The organism is Micromonospora sp. LOL_015 (assembly GCF_048060275.1).
Lineage (GTDB): Bacteria > Actinomycetota > Actinomycetes > Mycobacteriales > Micromonosporaceae > Micromonospora_E.
On sequence record NZ_JBHMIO010000004.1, the window covers coordinates 182877 to 199195 of the forward strand.

Annotated in this window: 15 protein-coding genes and 1 pseudogene; 7 read left to right on the top strand and 9 right to left on the bottom strand. The window is 71.3% G+C overall.

Going from position 1 to position 16319, the window contains the following annotated elements; translation table 11 throughout:
- Positions 1-3: 3 nt before the first annotated feature.
- Both ACFHWU_RS06260 and ACFHWU_RS06265 read right to left on the bottom strand, forming a co-directional pair.
- Positions 4-441 (bottom strand): helix-turn-helix transcriptional regulator, encoded by a 438-nt coding sequence (locus ACFHWU_RS06260; RefSeq protein WP_416556810.1) that lies wholly within the window; start codon positions 439-441, stop codon positions 4-6.
- Between the two features lie 64 nt (positions 442-505).
- Positions 506-1384 (bottom strand): maleylpyruvate isomerase N-terminal domain-containing protein, encoded by an 879-nt coding sequence (locus tag ACFHWU_RS06265; protein ID WP_416590053.1) that lies wholly within the window; start codon positions 1382-1384, stop codon positions 506-508.
- A 364-nt stretch (positions 1385-1748) separates the two neighbouring features.
- On the opposite strand from ACFHWU_RS06265, the pseudogene ACFHWU_RS06270 reads away from it, so the two are divergent.
- From ACFHWU_RS06270 to ACFHWU_RS06290, 5 genes and pseudogenes are all read left to right on the top strand, one after another.
- A pseudogene (locus ACFHWU_RS06270) lies at positions 1749-1961 on the top strand (hypothetical protein); the annotation flags it as partial.
- A 163-nt stretch (positions 1962-2124) separates the two neighbouring features.
- Entirely contained in the window at positions 2125-3681 is a 1557-nt protein-coding gene (locus tag ACFHWU_RS06275) for an ABC transporter substrate-binding protein (protein ID WP_416556768.1), read from the top strand.
- Entirely contained in the window at positions 3678-4718 is a 1041-nt protein-coding gene (locus tag ACFHWU_RS06280; protein ID WP_416556811.1) for an ABC transporter permease, read from the top strand. The genes ACFHWU_RS06275 and ACFHWU_RS06280 overlap by 4 nt, the downstream gene beginning before the upstream one ends.
- Positions 4715-6694, top strand: a complete 1980-nt coding sequence (locus ACFHWU_RS06285; protein WP_416590054.1) for a dipeptide/oligopeptide/nickel ABC transporter permease/ATP-binding protein — start codon at positions 4715-4717, stop codon at positions 6692-6694. Before ACFHWU_RS06280 ends, ACFHWU_RS06285 begins: the two co-directional genes overlap by 4 nt.
- Positions 6695-6697: 3 nt before the next feature.
- Positions 6698-7483 carry an ATP-binding cassette domain-containing protein gene (locus ACFHWU_RS06290; protein ID WP_416567718.1) on the top strand — a complete coding sequence of 262 codons (786 nt, stop codon included), beginning with the start codon at positions 6698-6700 and terminating at the stop codon, positions 7481-7483.
- Between the two features lie 2 nt (positions 7484-7485).
- Here the strand turns inward: ACFHWU_RS06290 and ACFHWU_RS06295 are convergent, their stop codons facing one another.
- Genes ACFHWU_RS06295 through ACFHWU_RS06305 form a run of 3 tightly spaced genes read right to left on the bottom strand, consistent with a single transcriptional unit; the run spans position 7486 to position 10263 of the window.
- Complete coding sequence (locus ACFHWU_RS06295) at positions 7486-8244, bottom strand: class I SAM-dependent DNA methyltransferase (protein WP_416556771.1); 759 nt, start codon at positions 8242-8244, stop codon at positions 7486-7488.
- Positions 8245-8263: 19 nt separating this feature from the next.
- Positions 8264-9487, bottom strand: coding sequence for an ATP-grasp domain-containing protein (locus ACFHWU_RS06300; RefSeq protein WP_416567717.1), 1224 nt, complete (start codon positions 9485-9487; stop codon positions 8264-8266).
- Positions 9484-10263: a class I SAM-dependent methyltransferase gene (locus ACFHWU_RS06305; RefSeq protein WP_416556773.1), complete on the bottom strand. Its 780-nt coding sequence runs from the start codon at positions 10261-10263 to the stop codon at positions 9484-9486. Before ACFHWU_RS06305 ends, ACFHWU_RS06300 begins: the two co-directional genes overlap by 4 nt.
- Positions 10264-10517: 254 nt before the next feature.
- Here ACFHWU_RS06305 and ACFHWU_RS06310 point away from each other — a divergent pair, with 254 nt between their 5' ends.
- Positions 10518-11639, top strand: coding sequence for a pyridoxal-phosphate dependent enzyme (locus tag ACFHWU_RS06310; RefSeq protein WP_416556774.1), 1122 nt, complete (start codon positions 10518-10520; stop codon positions 11637-11639).
- A gap of 6 nt (positions 11640-11645) precedes the next feature.
- Here ACFHWU_RS06310 and ACFHWU_RS06315 read toward each other — a convergent pair whose 3' ends face one another.
- The 4 genes from ACFHWU_RS06315 to ACFHWU_RS06330 form a co-directional block, all read right to left on the bottom strand.
- Positions 11646-12875 (bottom strand): MFS transporter, encoded by a 1230-nt coding sequence (locus tag ACFHWU_RS06315; RefSeq protein WP_416556775.1) that lies wholly within the window; start codon positions 12873-12875, stop codon positions 11646-11648.
- On the bottom strand, positions 12875-13960 hold the full coding sequence (locus ACFHWU_RS06320) for a mandelate racemase/muconate lactonizing enzyme family protein (RefSeq protein ID WP_416590055.1): 1086 nt from the start codon (positions 13958-13960) through the stop codon (positions 12875-12877). The genes ACFHWU_RS06315 and ACFHWU_RS06320 overlap by 1 nt, the downstream gene beginning before the upstream one ends.
- A gap of 59 nt (positions 13961-14019) precedes the next feature.
- Positions 14020-14820, bottom strand: a complete 801-nt coding sequence (locus tag ACFHWU_RS06325; RefSeq protein WP_416590056.1) for a class I SAM-dependent methyltransferase — start codon at positions 14818-14820, stop codon at positions 14020-14022.
- Positions 14821-14903: 83 nt separating this feature from the next.
- Entirely contained in the window at positions 14904-15101 is a 198-nt protein-coding gene (locus ACFHWU_RS06330; protein ID WP_289212711.1) for a hypothetical protein, read from the bottom strand.
- Positions 15102-15168: 67 nt separating this feature from the next.
- Here ACFHWU_RS06330 and ACFHWU_RS06335 point away from each other — a divergent pair, with 67 nt between their 5' ends.
- The gene (locus ACFHWU_RS06335; protein ID WP_416590057.1) at positions 15169-16116 is read left to right on the top strand and encodes a helix-turn-helix domain-containing protein; all 948 of its coding nucleotides are present in this window, start codon (positions 15169-15171) and stop codon (positions 16114-16116) included.
- Positions 16117-16319 lie beyond the last annotated feature (203 nt).

Consider the following 16319-nt stretch of genomic DNA (forward strand, 5'->3'; position numbering starts at 1 on the left):
CGGTCACGCTAGTCGCGCCGCCGGGGCCCGTGCTTCTCGATTCCTGATCGGTCTGGTGACCTGTTTTGCCAGGCAGGCGGGCATCTCCGGGCGGGCGGAGCCGGCCCGGCGCCGGTAGACGCTGGGCGGGACGCCGACCAGCTCGGTGAACCGGGTGCTGAAGGTGCCCAACGAGGAACAGCCGACCGCGAAACAGACGTCGGTGACGCTCAGGTCGCCCCGGCGCAGCAGCGCCATCGCGCGTTCGATGCGCCGGGTCATCAGGTACGCGTACGGCGACTCGCCGTACGCGCGCCGGAACTCGCGGCTGAGGTGCCCGGCCGACATGTGCACGCCACGGGCCAGGGCCTCGACGTCGAGTGGCCGGGCGTACTCCCGGTCGATCCGGTCGCGCACCCGGCGCAGCAGCGCCAGGTCGCCCAGGTGCTGCTCCTGTCTCATGCTGCCGGTCACCCGCGCGATGCTGCCACACCCCGCCGACAGATGCCGCCCGGTGCGGCCCAACCTACGGTGCGGCGGGAGCGTAGCGCGCGTTCGGCATGTGAACGACACGCAGGAAGGCGGGCAGGCGCCACGGTCGCGGCCCGCCGACGACGACGTCGCGACGCATCGCGGCGACGGCGGGACCGGTCCGACCGAACAGCATCAGGTTGAACCGGGCCGGACGGAACCGCAGCCGAACGTCGACCGGATCGTCCGGTGGGGTGAGCCGGATCCGTCCGTCACCGAGCACGACGGTCGCGGTCGGGGTGTACGCGGAACGGAACTGCACCGCGATCGGCCGTTTCGGCATTGCCCGCGAGGTGTCCAGCAGGACGCCGTAGTCGTGGTGCAGCATGCCGAGAAAGAACTGGTCGAAGTACAGCGACGCGTAGTCGTCGGGCATCGACCAGGGGCGGCGCAACACCCGGGCGATGTCCCAGCCGTGCACCAGCAGTTCGTTGACCAGGTGCGCCACCATGCCGGCGATCGGCACCCGCGCGTCACCCAGCCACTGGACGGTCTTCTCCGGCGGCAGCCGGGTGGTCGCCGCGAGGACCGCGTCGGTCGCCTCGCCGAGCAGCTCGGCGAGGCGAGCCGGGTCGCGTTCGGTGAAGTGCCGCAGCACGTAATCGTTGACGTCGGCGACGGTGTCGACGTTCGCGGCGGACAGGGCCGCACGGATGTCGGGGATCTGCAGCGGCGGCTCGTCACCCTCGACGAGGGTGACGTACAGCATCGCGATACTCACCACATGCGCGGCGGTGTCCGACACCGTCCAGTCGCGGGTCGCCATCGCCTCCGGCTCACTGTCGACTGTCAGCAGTGATCGGAATCGGTCGGAGGAGACACTCAGCGCCGTCCGGGCGAGGGTCCAGCGGTCGACGGGCACGACGAAGCTCATCCGGTGATCGTGGCACCGGCAGCATCGACAGTGTTCCTTGAAGTTGCGCGATTCAGGCGCGATTTCCGACGAGCCGGCCCTGGCCGGTGTCGCGCCTGGCGACGACCCGGGCGAGGGTGCGCAGCATGGTACGGATGAAGCAGTCGAAGCCACGGTCGGGCAAAATTCGCCGGGCCGCCAGGATCACCTTCGCGCCACGGCCGACGGGGTAGCGGGTCCGTGGCCGGCGAGCACGGACCGCTCTGGCGACGGCGGCGGCGACCACCGACGGCGGCGATGCCGGGCCGCCGTCCTCGACCGCGAGGATGACCGCGCCGAGTGCGACCTGATCGGCGTACGGGCCGTGCCCCGAGGTGGCGAGGAGATGCTGGCCGGCGATGGCGGGCCACTCGGTTTCGACTTCGGCGTCGCGCACCCGGACCTGCTCCGACTGCTGCAGTGGCACACCCTCGAACGTCCCGGCGAGCTCGCCCGGATGGAGCAGAACCACCAGACGACGCGACGCAAGCTGGCCGCCCTGGCCGAGGCCCAGGCCGCCGGCCGGGTCGACGACACGCTCCCGCCCGCCGAACTGCTCGCCGTCGTCCTCGCCGTCGCCCGGGCTTACGACGATCCGGCACCGACTGTCCACCGGCCCGCAACATCGGCACGAGTGTGCCGGGAACCAGCGAGGCCATCGCGCCGACTACTCCTATCGAACGCCAGGACGTATTATCGACCTACATCTATCTGGAGTCCTCGTGCCGCGACCCCGCATGCTTGCCGCCGTCCTCGCCGCGTCGATCGGACTCACCACAGCCTGCAGCGCGGACTCCGGTGGTGGCACCACCTCGACGACGTTGCGGATCGGGTTGGGCACCGAGTCGGGTGCACTGGACCCGCACGCGTTCACCGGCAACTTCTTGCTCCTCGACGCCATCTACGAGCCGCTGGTCAGCTACGGCGAGGACGGGCAGCTGGAGCCGGGCCTGGCCGAGTCCTGGACGGTGACACCGGACGGCCGGCAGGTGAGCTTCGACCTACGCGACGACGTGCACTTCACCGACGGAACGCCGGTCGACGCCGCGGCCGTCAAGTGGAACTTCGACCGGTGGGTGGGCAACGAACGCTTCTCGTTCTTCCGGGCCTCGCAGATCGTCTCCGCTGTGGACGCCCCGGACCCGGACACCGTCGTACTCACCCTGTCCGAACCGTACGAGCCGCTGCTGCAGGAGATGTCGATCGTCCGTCCCGTCCGGCTACTCAGCCCGCAGTCCGCCGGCACCGACGGCACCTTTCAGGACCCGGTAGGTACCGGAGCGTGGATACTGGTGTCCAACGGCGCCACCGGCACAGTGCTGGAGCGCAACGACGACTACTGGGGGCCGAAGCCGAGTCTGGAGCGGCTCGAGTTCAAGGTGATCCCAGATTCGCAGGCCCGCGTCGACGCGCTCACCAACGGGGAGATCGATCTGATCGGCGGTGCCTACCTGGCCCCGATCACGCCGGTAGAGGCGCAGTCCTTGCGCGAGCGGGCCGGCGTACGACTGCTCACCGGCGCGGCCGACGTCTCGATCCTGCTCGGGTTCAACCCCGAAGGCCCCGCCGGCGACCGGGCGGTGCGGGAAGCCGTCAGCCGGGCGATCGACACCGAGGCCCTGGCGACCGCGTTGTTCCTGGGCCATGCGGAACCGGCCCGCCGGGTGTTCCCGCCGAACGTGCCGGACTCCGGGACGGATCTGCCGGTCGCCTTCGACCGGGCTGCCGCAGAGGAGGTACTCGACGCCGCCGGCTACCTCCGCGAAGGGGAGATCCGGACCCGCGACGGGGAGCCGCTGTCGTTGCGGCTGCTCATTCCCGCCGCACCGGCAGAGGGGCAGCTCGATCCGCGCACCATGGCCGCCGCGATCGCCGACGCCCTGCAGGAGGTGGGGATCGGCGTGGAACTGGTCCCGGTCGATGCCGCCGTCTACTACGACGAACGCGCCGAAGGCAGGTACGATCTGACCTTCTTCGAGACCCTCGGCGCACCGTACGACCCGTCCAGCTCGGTCGTGTCCCTGTTCACCAACGGGGCGCGGGCGCCACTGTGGGTGACGCCGACCATCGAGGACCTGGTCGACAAGGCGCTGTTCGCCGCCGACCCAGCCGCTCGCACCGAGGCCTATCAGGACCTCTACGAGGCGGTGGCCGCCGACACCGGGTTCGTCCCGTTGGTGTACCGGCCCCGGCTCTGGGCGGTGCGCGACGAGGTGAACGGCTTCGCGGTGCCGCCCACCGACGTGGATCTCGAACTGACCGGGGTCACCGTCGGGTGAGCGCGTCCCTGCGGCCACGGTCCGTCGACGGCCACCTCTTACGGTGGACCGTCGACACCGTCGGTGTGCTGCTCGCGCTGTCGGCCGGAACGTTCGCGCTGGTGCTGCTGGCCCGTGGCGATCCCGCCGCAGTGCTGGCGGCCACCCGGGCCGGCCGGCCGGCGACGCCAGAGCAGGTCGAGGCCGTCCGCTCCGAACTGGGGCTGGACGCTCCCGCCCCGGTACGGTACCTGCGCTGGCTGGCTGACGCGAGCACCGGCGACTTCGGACTGTCGCTGCGGACGAATCTGCCGATCGGCCCCGAGATCGCCGACCGGCTGACCGTGACGGCGGGCCTGGTGGCGGGATCGGTCGTGGTGGCCGTCGTGGTCGGGATGACCGTCGGAGTCGCCGGGGCGGTGGCCGGGCGGGGGCCGCTGCGCGGGGTCCTGCGGGTCGGGGCGCTGCTGGCGACGTCGGTTCCGGCGTTCTGGCTGAGCTACCTCCTGGTTCTGCTGCTGGCCCTACGGTGGCAACTGGTGCCGACGTCAGGCATGGCCGGTCCCTCGACCTGGGTGATGCCGATGGCGGTGCTCGGGCTGCCGGCGGCCGGAGTGCTCAGCCGGGTGGTGGCGGTCACGTTACGAGAAGCGATCGACCGGCCGTACGTACTGGCGGCGATGGCCCGGGGCAGCGGGCCACTGTCGATCGTGCTTCGCGACGGGCTGCCGAACGCGGCCGGGCCGATCCTGTCCGTCGCCGGGATGATCGTCGGCGGCCTGCTGGTCGGCACGGTCGTGGTGGAACAGATCTTCGGCTGGCCCGGTCTCGGGGCGTACTTCGTCCACGCGGCCGCCACCCGGGACGTCCCAGCTCTGCAGGCCAGCGCGCTCGTGCTCGGCGGAGGCTTCATCCTGGCCAACCGGCTCGCCGACGTCGCGCAGGTCCTCGTTGATCCCCGGTCCCGTCGGACCTCCGGTGTCAACACCGACGTCACGGCGTCCTCGTGGAGTCGGGGCGGCGGGCACCCGCACCGGGCCAAGTCGGAGACCGGATGACGGTCGTACGCGGTAGGCGGAAGATCCCCGCGCCGGTCCGGACGGCGCTGGTCGGCCTGCCGTTGGCCGGGTTCGCGGTCGTGGGGCTGCTGGCACCGGCGCTGGCACCGGCCGACCCGGCGGCCAACGATCTGGCGGCCAGCCTGCTGCCACCATCGGCGGACCATCCGCTCGGCACTGACCAGCTCGGCCGCGACCAGCTCAGCCGACTCCTGCACGGCGCACGAATCTCACTCGCCGTCACGGCGGCGGTCCTGGCGGTCTCGATGACCGTCGGGGTGCTCGCCGGCACCGTCGCCGGATACCTTGGGGGCTGGGTCGACCGGATCGTCGCCCGGATCGTCGACATGGCGGTCTCGTTGCCGGGAATGCTGGTGGCGCTGGCGGTCATCGGCATACGTGGCCCCGGTGTGGAGAATCTCGTCGTCGCGATGTCGCTGTGGGCGTGGGCCCCCTATGCCCGGATCGCCCGCGCCCGCGTCGCGGGTCTACGGGCCAGCCCGCACCTGGACGCGCTACGGCTGCTCGGCGCCGGCCCGGTGCGCGTCATCGGCCGTCATCTGCTGCCGCCCGCCCTCGCCCCGTGCCTGGTCTACGCCAGCACCGACGTCGGCTCCATCGTGCTCGGCGTCGCCACGCTGAGTTTTCTCGGCCTCGGCATCCCACCACCGCAGGCGGAGTGGGGCCAGATGCTCATCGAAGGCCGGCCCTACCTGGCCTCGGCCTGGTGGCTGGCCTACCCGCCCGGCATTGCGATCACCGCCGTCGTGTTCGCGAGCAACCTGCTCGGCGAACGGCTGGCGGTCGGCGACGAACGGCCGTCGGTGCTGCGCTGGGTCCTTCCGTCCCGGCTGCGCTTGCCGCGCCCCCGGCGACCGGCACCCGGAACGCCGGCCACAGCCGAGTCGAGGAGATCAGCCGAGTCGAGGACCACGGTCGACGACGACATGCTGCTGCGGGTGCGCCACCTGTCCGTCGCCTATCCACGCGACGGCGGCATCCGACGCGCCGTCGCCGACGTCTCCTACGCGGTACGCCGCGGCGAGACGCTGGCGATCGTCGGCGAGTCCGGCAGCGGCAAGACCACCTCGGCGTTGGCGCCGTTCGGTCTGCTGGACCCGGACGCGTTCGTCACCGGTTCCGCGCTGCTGCGGACCGGATCCGAGGCACGTGAACTCGTCGGACTCACTGTTCAGCAACGCCGCCACGTCAACGGCCGCCGGGTCGGGGTGGTCTTCCAGGACAGTCTCGCCGTATTCGATCCGCTGCGCAGCATCGGTGCGCACGTCGACGAGGCGGTCCGCAACGCGGGCGGCCGGGGTCGGCGATCCGCGGTCCGCCGGATCAGCGAGGAGCTGCTGCGCCTGGCCGGTCTGCCCGACCCGGCGACGGTCGCCGGCCAGTATCCCCACCAGCTCTCCGGCGGAATGCGGCAACGGGTCCAGATCGCCGTCGCGATCGCGGGTGAGCCGGAGCTGCTCGTCGCCGACGAACCGACCTCCGCGCTCGACGTCACCGTCCAGGCACGGCTGCTCGACCTGCTCGGGCAGCTCCACGACGAGTTGCGCATGGCCATGGTCGTCGTCAGCCACGACCTGGCGGTGGTCACCCGGCTGGCCGACGCCGTGGCCGTGATGTACGCCGGCCGGATCGTGGAGTACGGGCCGCTCGACTCCGTGGTCCGTCACCCCGACCATCCGTACACCCGGGGTCTGCTCGACGCCGTGCCGCGTCCCGGTGTGGCACCGGGCACCCGGTTCCGCACCATGCCGGGACGCTCCGGTGCCGGGCCGGACGACGCGTCAGGTTGCGCGTTCGCTCCCCGGTGTCCGATCGCCGTAGCCGGATGTGGGCACGAGCAGCCGACTCTGCTGCCGGTGGAACCCGGCCCGGCGCACCGGTCGGCGTGCCCCCGTACCCGTGCGGCCGGAGCGTCGCCGCCCCTTCTGGCACTCGGCGATCTGGACGGAGGCTGACCGATGCTGCAGATCGAACAGCTCACCGCCGACCACCCCCGGCGGTACGGCCGGGGCCGGCAGAGTGTGGTCGAGGACGTCACGCTCCGGGTCGCCGCCAGCGAGATCGTCGGGCTCGTCGGCGAATCGGGCTGCGGCAAGACGACCCTCGCCCGCGTGGTCACCGGACTGCACCGGCCCCGGGCCGGATCGGTGCGGTTCGACGGCGCCGACGTCCACGCCCTGCGCGGTCGCGCGCTGCGGGCACACCGGCGACAGGTCCAGATGGTGTTCCAGGACCCGTACCTGACCCTCAGCCCCGCTCAGACGGTGCGCCAGGCCCTCGCCGAGCCACTGCACATCCACCGGATCGGCAACGGCCGGTCCCGCGCCGCACGGGTGGACGAGCTGCTCGACCTCGTCGGGCTCGGTCCTGCGGTCGGCGGACGCCGGCCCCGGCAGCTGTCCGGCGGTCAGCAGCAACGGGTGGCGATCGCCCGCGCGCTGGCGCTGGGACCACGCTTGCTGGTGTGCGACGAACCCGTCACCGCGCTCGACGTATCGGTGCAGGCGAAGATCCTCAATCTGCTGTGCGATCTGCGCGACCGGCTCGGTCTGGCCTGCCTGTTCATCTCCCACGACCTCGCCGTCGTCCGGCAACTCGCCAACCGCGTCGCGGTCATGCGGCACGGCCGCATCGTCGAACAGGGACCGACCGGGCAGGTCACCGGCGACCCGCGCCACCCGTACACCCGGGCGTTGCTCGCGGCGACCCCCGCCATCGACCTCGGCGGCACCGACCGGTCTTGACGTCACGCGTCCGGCCCGGCCGGCTTGTCGTAGACGGTGACGTGGGTGCCGGTGCCGAGGTAGGGCTGCCGACGCCAGCCACCCCACCGGTGTCGACGGCGCAGGCCGGCGAGGCGGGCCATCAGGTCGAGTTCGGAGGGCCAGGCGTAGCGCATCGACACCGGGGCAAGCCGCATGCCGTCGTTGCTGATCAGGATGTGCTGTCCGTCGAAACGCTGGTCGACGGGGTCGTGGCGGACCGCGACCAGGCGGACGTGGTCGTGGTCGACGCGGTGGGCGTCGACGCTCTGCTGCCGCTGGTAGCGGGCGAGGTCGGGCACCAGACACTCCAGCACGAACAGCCCGCCGGGCAGCAGCCGCCGGGCGACGTTGGCGAAGCACCGTACCTGGTCCTCCTGGGTCATCAGGAAGAAGAAGGTGGTGAAGACGACGAACACCATGGCGAACTGATCGTCGGTGCCGGGATCGACGTCGGCCATGTCGCCGATGGTGACAGGAATCCGGTCACCGCCCGGTTTGGCCCGCATGCGGGCCACCATCGCCTCAGAAGCGTCGATGCCCCGCAGATCGATTCCTCGACCCGCCAACGGGATCGTGACCCGGCCGGTGCCGACGGCCAGTTCGAGGACCGGGCCGACCGGACCGTGCCCGATCAGGTCGGCCAGGCAGTCGACGACGTCGGTCGGGTCAAGGTCGGCGTGCCACTCGTCGTAGACGTCGGCGTTGCGGTCGCCGTAGGTCTCCGGTCCGTACGTGCTCATGGGGCTCCTGTCCGGGTCTTCAGTCCAGCGGTCGCATCTCGTGGGTGACGGTGCCGGCGGCGGCCAGCGAGTGGTAGAGGCCGATCTCGGCGGTGGACCCCTCGGCCATCACCAGGGCGGTGCAGCCGCGTTGGTCGGCGAGGTGGACGATCCGGTCACCGACCTGGGCGGTCGGAAAAAACTCCGGGCCCCCGGGGAACAGCGGTAGCCGCTCGGGTCCGCGCCAGCCGGCGAGTCGGCCCGGCGCTGGTGGGTGCAGGAACGTCATGCCGTAGCCACGGTCGGCGCCCAGTGGGGCGTCGAGCAGCCGGGGCCGGCGGCCGAGCGCGATGTCGGTCACCGCGGCGTACACGTTCACTCCGAGCGACCGGCACATCATCTCCCCGATGACCGCGCCGGCGATCCGGCCGTTGATCTCCACGACCTCCGGGCCGGCCGGAGTGTGGGCGAACTCGGTGTGTGCCACGCCGTCGGTGAATCCGACCGCGGCGAGGACCTCGCCGATCCAGGTCGCCAGCCGGTCCGACTCGGCCGGCGGGAGCGCGACTGGAAAAGCGACGGCCTCCTCCCGACGGACCGGCTCGGGGGTGTGGATGTGCACGGCGATCCCGAGCAGTCTGGTGTGCCCGCGCCAGCTGACGGTCTCGGCGCTGTACACCGGGCCCGGGAAGTACGGTTCGACCACCAGGTGTCGACCAATCAGGGCGGCGTCGGCGACCTGGCGGGCGGTCCGGTCGCGTTCGGCGTCGTCGCGGACCAGCCACACCGACCGGGACGAGGTACCCGCCGAGTCCTTGACGATCACCGGGTAGCCGGTCGCCGCGACCGCTCCGACAACCGCCTCTCCGGCGGGCTCCACGCGGAGCGCGTCGGCGCGGCTGAGCCCGGCCCGGTGCAGCAAAGTACGGACCTGCGCCTTGTCCCGTAATCTCCGCGCCATCTGTGGCCCGAGCGTGGCCAGGCCGTACCGGGCCGCCAACGTCGCCCCGGGCAACATCCACGTATCGGTCGAGTTGACCAGGCCGGCGAGGTCGGGCAGTCGGTCAAGGGCGGCGGCACAGGCGGCCACATCGGTGGTGTCGACGTCGATCACCGTCACGTCGTCGGGTCCGAGCCGGTCGAGTTCGTACGCGTAGACCGACCGGTCACCGGTGAGCAGGCACAGCCGGTGTCCGCCCTCGGCGGCGGCGTCACGCAGCCGGGTGAGGCCGAACGTCAGCGACTCCAGCGACACGATGGTCACGTCCCCGCCTCCTCGGCCCGCCGGGGACGCGTCGCCTGCACGGGACGGCTCGCCTGCACGATCAGCCGCTGCGCGTGATTGTCGTACGGTTCACCGGCGAAGCCGCCAAAGCAGGTGATGCCGGTGAATCCGGCGGTATCCAGCATGGCGCGGATCTCGGCGGCGCTGTAGACGAACTGTTCGAAGTACGCGTGCCGGGCGGTGTCGCCCCGGATCAGGGTCCAGTCGCTGCGGAACCGGGTCCAGTCGTCCAGGACGGTATCCCGCATGACCAGGTATCCGCCGTCCACCTCGACGATTTTCGGGGTTCCCGCCCACCGGGCGAAGATCTCCTTGCTGAACAGGTCCAGCAGCAGGCGACCGCCCGGCACCAGGCTCTGCCAGGCATTGCGCAGCACGAGCTGATTCTGCGCCGGATCGGTGAAGTACCCGAACGAGGTGTACATACTGATGATCAGGTCGTAGCGGTCCCGTTCCACGAACTCCCGCATGTCGGCACGGACCAGACGTACCGGCACGCCGGCCTGGGCACTGGCCCGGTCGGCACGGTCCAGCATCGCCGCGCTGAGGTCCACCCCGGTGACCCGGGCACCGCGTGCGGCGAGCGGGACGGCGTAGGTGCCCGGACCGCAGCCGAGGTCGAGCACGCTGGTCCCAGCCGTGACCTCCAACAGCGGAGAGGTCGCCACCCAGCTCCGGGCCTCCTGCTGACGGTGCGGGGCGAACAACGCGCCAGCGAAGTCCACCCAGAACCCGTCGTCTGCAAACCACTCCATCGGCAGCTCCGAACTCGCGCGACGACTGACGCCTTACAGGTCGCTCGACGATGTACGGAAGTTCCCCGTTGATCGAAGAAAACTGACCACTCACGCAACGGGGTAGAGCACAGGAACCAATCCGCCTTCCGGCGCGACCAACCTGTCAGCAGAACAACTCGACACGCCTCCACACCGGAGCGACAGGAGCCTTCCACCAAGACACGCACATCCACCAGGGACAATGCGACAAACGTCAGAGGAGCGATCAGCCCATGCCGTCCACGGGCCCGTCGACGACCCCGCCACCGGTGCACTCGCACGTCACCGACGCCATCAAGGCACCGAGCCTCATCCGCCTGTCGGACACCATGGTCCTGGCCCGGTTCGAAACTCTGAAGGTCTACGCCGCCCTCGGCGCGGTACGGGCGCTGCTGGCGGCGGGGACCGTCCGCCCCGGCGACACTCTCGTCGACAGCTCCAGCGGCATCTACGCCCTCGCGTTGGCCATGGCCTGTCACCGGTACGGACTGCACTGCCACATCGTCGCCTCGACCACGGTGACCCCGACCATCCGGTCGCAGCTGGAGATCCTCGGCGCCACCGTGCACCAGATGCCCGTCGAGAGCGATCTGCGACTGGACCAGCACCGACGGGTGGCGCTGGTAAAGGAGTTGCTGGGTGCCAACCCCGGCATGCACTGGATGCGCCAGTACCACGACCCGCTACACCGACTCGGCTACGCCGAACTGGCGGCCCTCGTCCGGGCCGCCGTACCCCAGGTCCCGCTGACCGTCGTCGCCAGCGTCGGCACCGGCGCGTCCAGCGCCGGGCTGATCCAGCCGATTCGCTCCCACGAGCCGTCGACCCGACTCGTGGGGGTCCAACCGTTCGGCAGCGTCAGCTTCGGCAGCGAACAGTTTCCGGATCCGGACGCGATCATCGCCGGGATCGGCAGCGCAATCCCCTTCGACAACATCCGCCACGAACTGTACGACCAGGTGCACTGGATCGGCTTCCGCCATGCCATGGCCGGCACCATCGCGCTGATGCGGTCTCATGCGGTCTTCGCCGGCCTCTCCACCGGCGCGGCGTACCTCGCAGCGCGGTGGGAGGCCCGACGCCACCCGGAACGGGTGCATCTGCTGATCGGAGCCGACACCGGCCATCGGTACGTCGACAAGGTCTTCGCCCGCCACCGCGAAGCCCTCGACATGGAGACGTTGGAGCCGGTGGAGATCGCCTCTCTCGACGAGCTGGCCCCGCCCTGGTCGACCATGCCGTGGGCGCGACGTGCCCATCCGCCGTCAGCCAGCCAGGACCTGCGCCCCGCCGCCGTCACCGCCGGCCCAGGAACTGACCGGACCGCAACCGACCGGACCGCGTCGGCCGGATGAGCGCGGCTAGGAACCCTGCGGCGGTACGCGGCGTCCCAGCCATCGCCCGACAGTGAGCACCAGCACCGGAAGGACGACGCACTGGGCCGCGACGAACAGCCAGAAGCCGGGCAGGAACCCGCCGCGTTCGAACGCCCCGTACACACTGCCCCCGGCGACGCCGCTGAGGAACGAACCGACCCCGACCGCGAGCCGTTGCTGACCGAAGGCCACCGTCGCCGACCTTCTCGACCCCGCCAACGCTTCGAGGTCGTTTTTGAGGAACAACACGGCGCTGCCGACGCTGATCGCGGCGACCCCGCCGACGACCGCCGGACCGTTTCCACCTGCGAACGCGGCCATCCCGGTCGCCAGGGCACCGAATCCGATAGCCATCGCCGCCGGGTAGCTCATCCTCCCCACCCGCTCGGCGACCATGGGCTGTACCACCACCAGGCCGAGCGAGTAGCCCATCATCGCCGCCCCGAACAACAGGGTCGCCATCCGGCCCTGGGCGTAGCTGGAGAGGTACTGGTAGAACTGCATGTGCACGTAGAACGACACGGCGGTGACGACGAACGGCAGCACCGCCACCCCGTGCAGCATCCGCCGGAACGGCTCCACCGGTGGTGCGTCGGCGACCCGCCGCTCCCGGCGGAGAAAGACGTGACCGAGCGCCACACCGGCGTACACCGTCGTCACGGCAGCGAACATCACGGCCGGACGGTGCACGAACAACGCCCCCACCACCGGCCCCACCGCGATGCCGAGGTTGCCTGCAGCGTTGCCCGCCGACACCAGCCGGGGTCGGTGCTCGTCGCCCACGTCGTGCAGCAGATAGCTGCGGTACGCCGGCGAGTACAGTGATCCGCCGCCGGAGATGAGCAGCAGGCCCACGACAGTGAGCATCGGGACCTGCTGTCCCGCGAGGAACGCCGCCCCACCGAGGCTGTACAGCAGCAGCGCGGCGACCAGGGACCGTTTCAGGCCGATCCGCTCGGCCACCGCGGCGGTCGCCGGAGCACTGGCGAACTGCACCAGGGTCGCCGACCCGAGCACCACCCCGACCTGCGCCATGCCCACGTCCAGGCGTTCCCGCAGCAGCACAGCCAGGTACGGATAGATCGAGAACGAGCCGACGTTGACCAGGAATCCGCCGATCAGCACGGCCCACTGGGCGCGGGTGAAGGCGCGCCCGCCCGGTGCCGGCCAGCGACGGGTGTCTGCGGCCGCGCGGGGGGTGGCCGGTGCTGTCATCAGTCGGCCGACCCGCCGCCGGACCGGACGCCGACTCCGGTCGACGGGTCGACGACGCCGACGGCGTGCTGGTCGGACGGCAGCACACCCAGCCCTGGGGCGTCGCCGAGGACGATCCGCCCCTGGTCGAGGCCCAGGCCCCGGAACGGGGGATCACGCAGCAGGAACTGGCTGTCGATGTCGATGCGGTCGGCCAGCGGCGCCAGCAGGGCGGCCTGACTCAACGCGAGTTCCGACTCGCAGTTGCAGCTGAGCATCACCGACAGACCCGCCTGGCGGGCGGCCTCCATCACCCGTCGGGTGGCCCGGACCCCACCGGACTTGGCCAGCTTGACCACCACCCCGTCGGCCAGGCCGGCGGCTGCCCGGGCACTGTCCACGTCGGTACAGCCCTCGTCCAGGAAGACCGGCAGCCGGTCGGGCAGCTCACGGTAGCGGCGGTACGCCTCGACCGCGTCTCTCGGGAACGGCTGCTCGACGAGCTGGATGTCGAGGGCACGCAGGGCCGGGGTCAGTTCCTGCGCGGTCCGCAGGTCCCACGCCTCGTTGGGGTCGATCCGCACCGGCAGGTCGGTGACCGCGCGGACGGCGGCCAGCCGGTCGAGGTCCTCGGCGCCGCGCACCTTGATCTTGAACGCGCCGACCGGCGGCGCGTTCGCGACCAGCTCCAGGGTCTGCGCGACGCTGCCGAGCCCGATCGTGTACCCGGTCGGCTCGGGCATGGTGCGCGGTACGCCGTACAACTGCCATGTCGGCACGCCGGCGGACCGGCCCACCCAGTCGTGCACCGCGCCGTCGAGTGCCATCCGCGCGCCGACCGGTCCGTCCCAGTCGGCCACCCGGTCCAGGACCCAGTCCGGATCGGACAGGTCCGGGCCGAGGACGTCTCTGCCGTGTTCGGCGACCGCCGCGACGACCTGCTCGACGGTTTCGCCGTGCGCCCAGGCCGGTGTGCCCTCACCCAGGCCGGTGACGCCGTCGTGGACGACGGCGACGAGGCAGGTGTCCGTCGAGTCGTAGGAGTGCTGTGAACTCCGGAACACCGTCAACAGGCGCAGGGTCATCCGACGGACGTCGAGCTCCATGCGAATCAGCTTGTCACGCCCCACGTCGATAATCCATGTTAATCGATCCGCCGTCCAAGTCAGGGACGGCAGAGGATCTCGCCGTGCAGGATGGCGAACCAGCCGTCGGGTGTGTCGGCCCAGCGGAGCCAGCCAGCGGAGAGGCGTTGCAGGTCGGCGGGGGTGGCGGTGCCGGCGGCGAGGATCTGCCGGGCCATCTCGGAGGCGACGATGCGCTCCGACCACATGGTCCCCCACCAGCGGCGGTCCTCGTCGGTGGCGTAGCACCAGGCGGAGGCGCCGGGCGTGACGTCACCGAACCCCGCGGCCCGCGCCCAGGAGAGCAGGCGGCGACCGGCATCCGGTTCGCCGCCGTTGGCGCGGGCGGTCGCCCGGTAGAGCGCGAGCCATTCGTCGAGCTCGGGTACGGCGGGGTGCCAGGCGAAGCGGTCGTAGTCACTGTCGCGTGCCGCGACCACTCCCCCGGGCCGGCAGACGCGGCGCATCTCGGCGAGCGCGCGGACCGGGTCGCCGACGTGCTGGAGGACCTGGTGGGCGTGGACCACGTCGAACGCGTCGTCGGGGAAGGGCAGATCGTGTACGTCGGCCGTGGTGAAGTCGACAGTCGTGACGCCCCGGGCCTGCGCCTCGGCGCGGGACAGGGAGAGCGCTTCGGCGGTAACCTCGGTGGCGGTGACCCGGCCGGGAGCGACGAGCGCGGCGAGGTCCATGGTGATGGTGCCGGGACCGGCGCCGATGTCGAGCAACGCCTGGCCGGGCCGCAGGTGCGGCAGCAGGTACGCGGCCGAGTTCTCGGCGGTACGCCAGCGGTGGGAGCGCAGCACCGACTCGTGATGACCGTGCGTGTATACAGCTGACATGCTCCGACGATAGACCGGCCGTCTCGCAATTCGGGAGCAGCTTCCCACATTATGGCCACTGCGGGATCACGACGGTACGCGGCTCAGCTGACCCGGGGCGGCCGGTTCTCCTGAATCCACCGCTCGACATCGGCCTTCAACCACACCGGGCCTTGCGCCAGCCGCGCTACCGGATCGGGAAATCCCTTGGACCGGCTGACCACGTACGCCCGCTGCTTGCTCACCGGCTTCTCGGGCGTACCCAGCATCGCGCGCAACTCCGAGGTGCCAACCAGGTCCACTCAACAGACGCTAAGGAGTTGCCCTAAGGCATTGCCTTTGAGCAACTAATGCTTCACGCTATCGGGTATGACTGGTACGGGTGACGGCCGGCGGGCCGGGGCGTACAACGGGAGAGCCGCCCGGACGGCGGGCATCAACGCGCAGGCCGGCGGGACGGCCCTGCTGCGGCGGCAGGTGGGACGGTGCCTGGCGGCGTTGCGGTACGAGGCCGGGCTGTCCCAGGACGTCGCCGCCGACAAGCTGCGACGCGGCAACAGCACGCTCTGGCGAATCGAGGCCGGCGACCCGCGGGTGCGCTGGACCGAAGCGGACATGTCAGCGATGTGCCGGCTGTACCGGGCCGACGACGAGACCCGGGAACGGCTGCTCGCCCTCGCGGCGGAGATCGACCGCCCCAGCGGCGGGCGCTGGTGGCACGACGGGCTGGCCGGACTGCCGATCGACGCCGACCCGTACCCGGTGTTCGAACAGTCCGCGACGCTCATCCGCTGCTACGGCCAGGCGACGCTGCCGGACCTGCTGCAGACCCCGGGGTACGCCGAGGCGCTGCTGCGCTGCCCGGCCGGTCTGCGCAGCGACGACGACATCGCCGCCCGCCTCGACCAGCTGGCGGCGCGGCAGCGGCACCTGCTGACCCACCCGCATCCGCCGGCGGTGCAGGCGATCGTCGGCGAGGGGGCGCTGCGGCGTACCGTCGGCAACGACGCGACGGCGCGGGCGCAACTCGACCACCTGCGGGCGCTCGCGATCAGGCCGGGGATCTCGGTACGGGTGCTGCCGCTGGCCGGCGGCGCGCACGCCGGCATGACCAACCCGTTCACCCTGCTGCGCTTCGCCGCCGCCACGACGGTCCCCGGACGGCGGCCGGCCGGGTCGGGGCTGGTCCGGCTCGACACCCTGACCGGGACGATGCACCTCGACCAGCCGGCGCACGTCGTTGGGTACGAGCGGGTCTGGTCCGACCTGGCCGCCCGGGCGCAGCCGATACCCGACGGCAACGGGTCGGCAAAGTGACCGAAACCACAGCGGCGTCTACTCCGGGGTGACTCACCAACGGTGAGGCGCACCTAGGGTTCCGCCGCCGCCGGGCAGCCAGGCACGGGCAGCCGGGGACGGGACAGGTCCGAGAGGTGCAGGCGTCGGGCCGCCAGCGTGGCGGGCGGCGTTCCACGGCGGGACAAAAGCCCGGGAGGCAGCCGGATGTCTGGCTGTGCCTC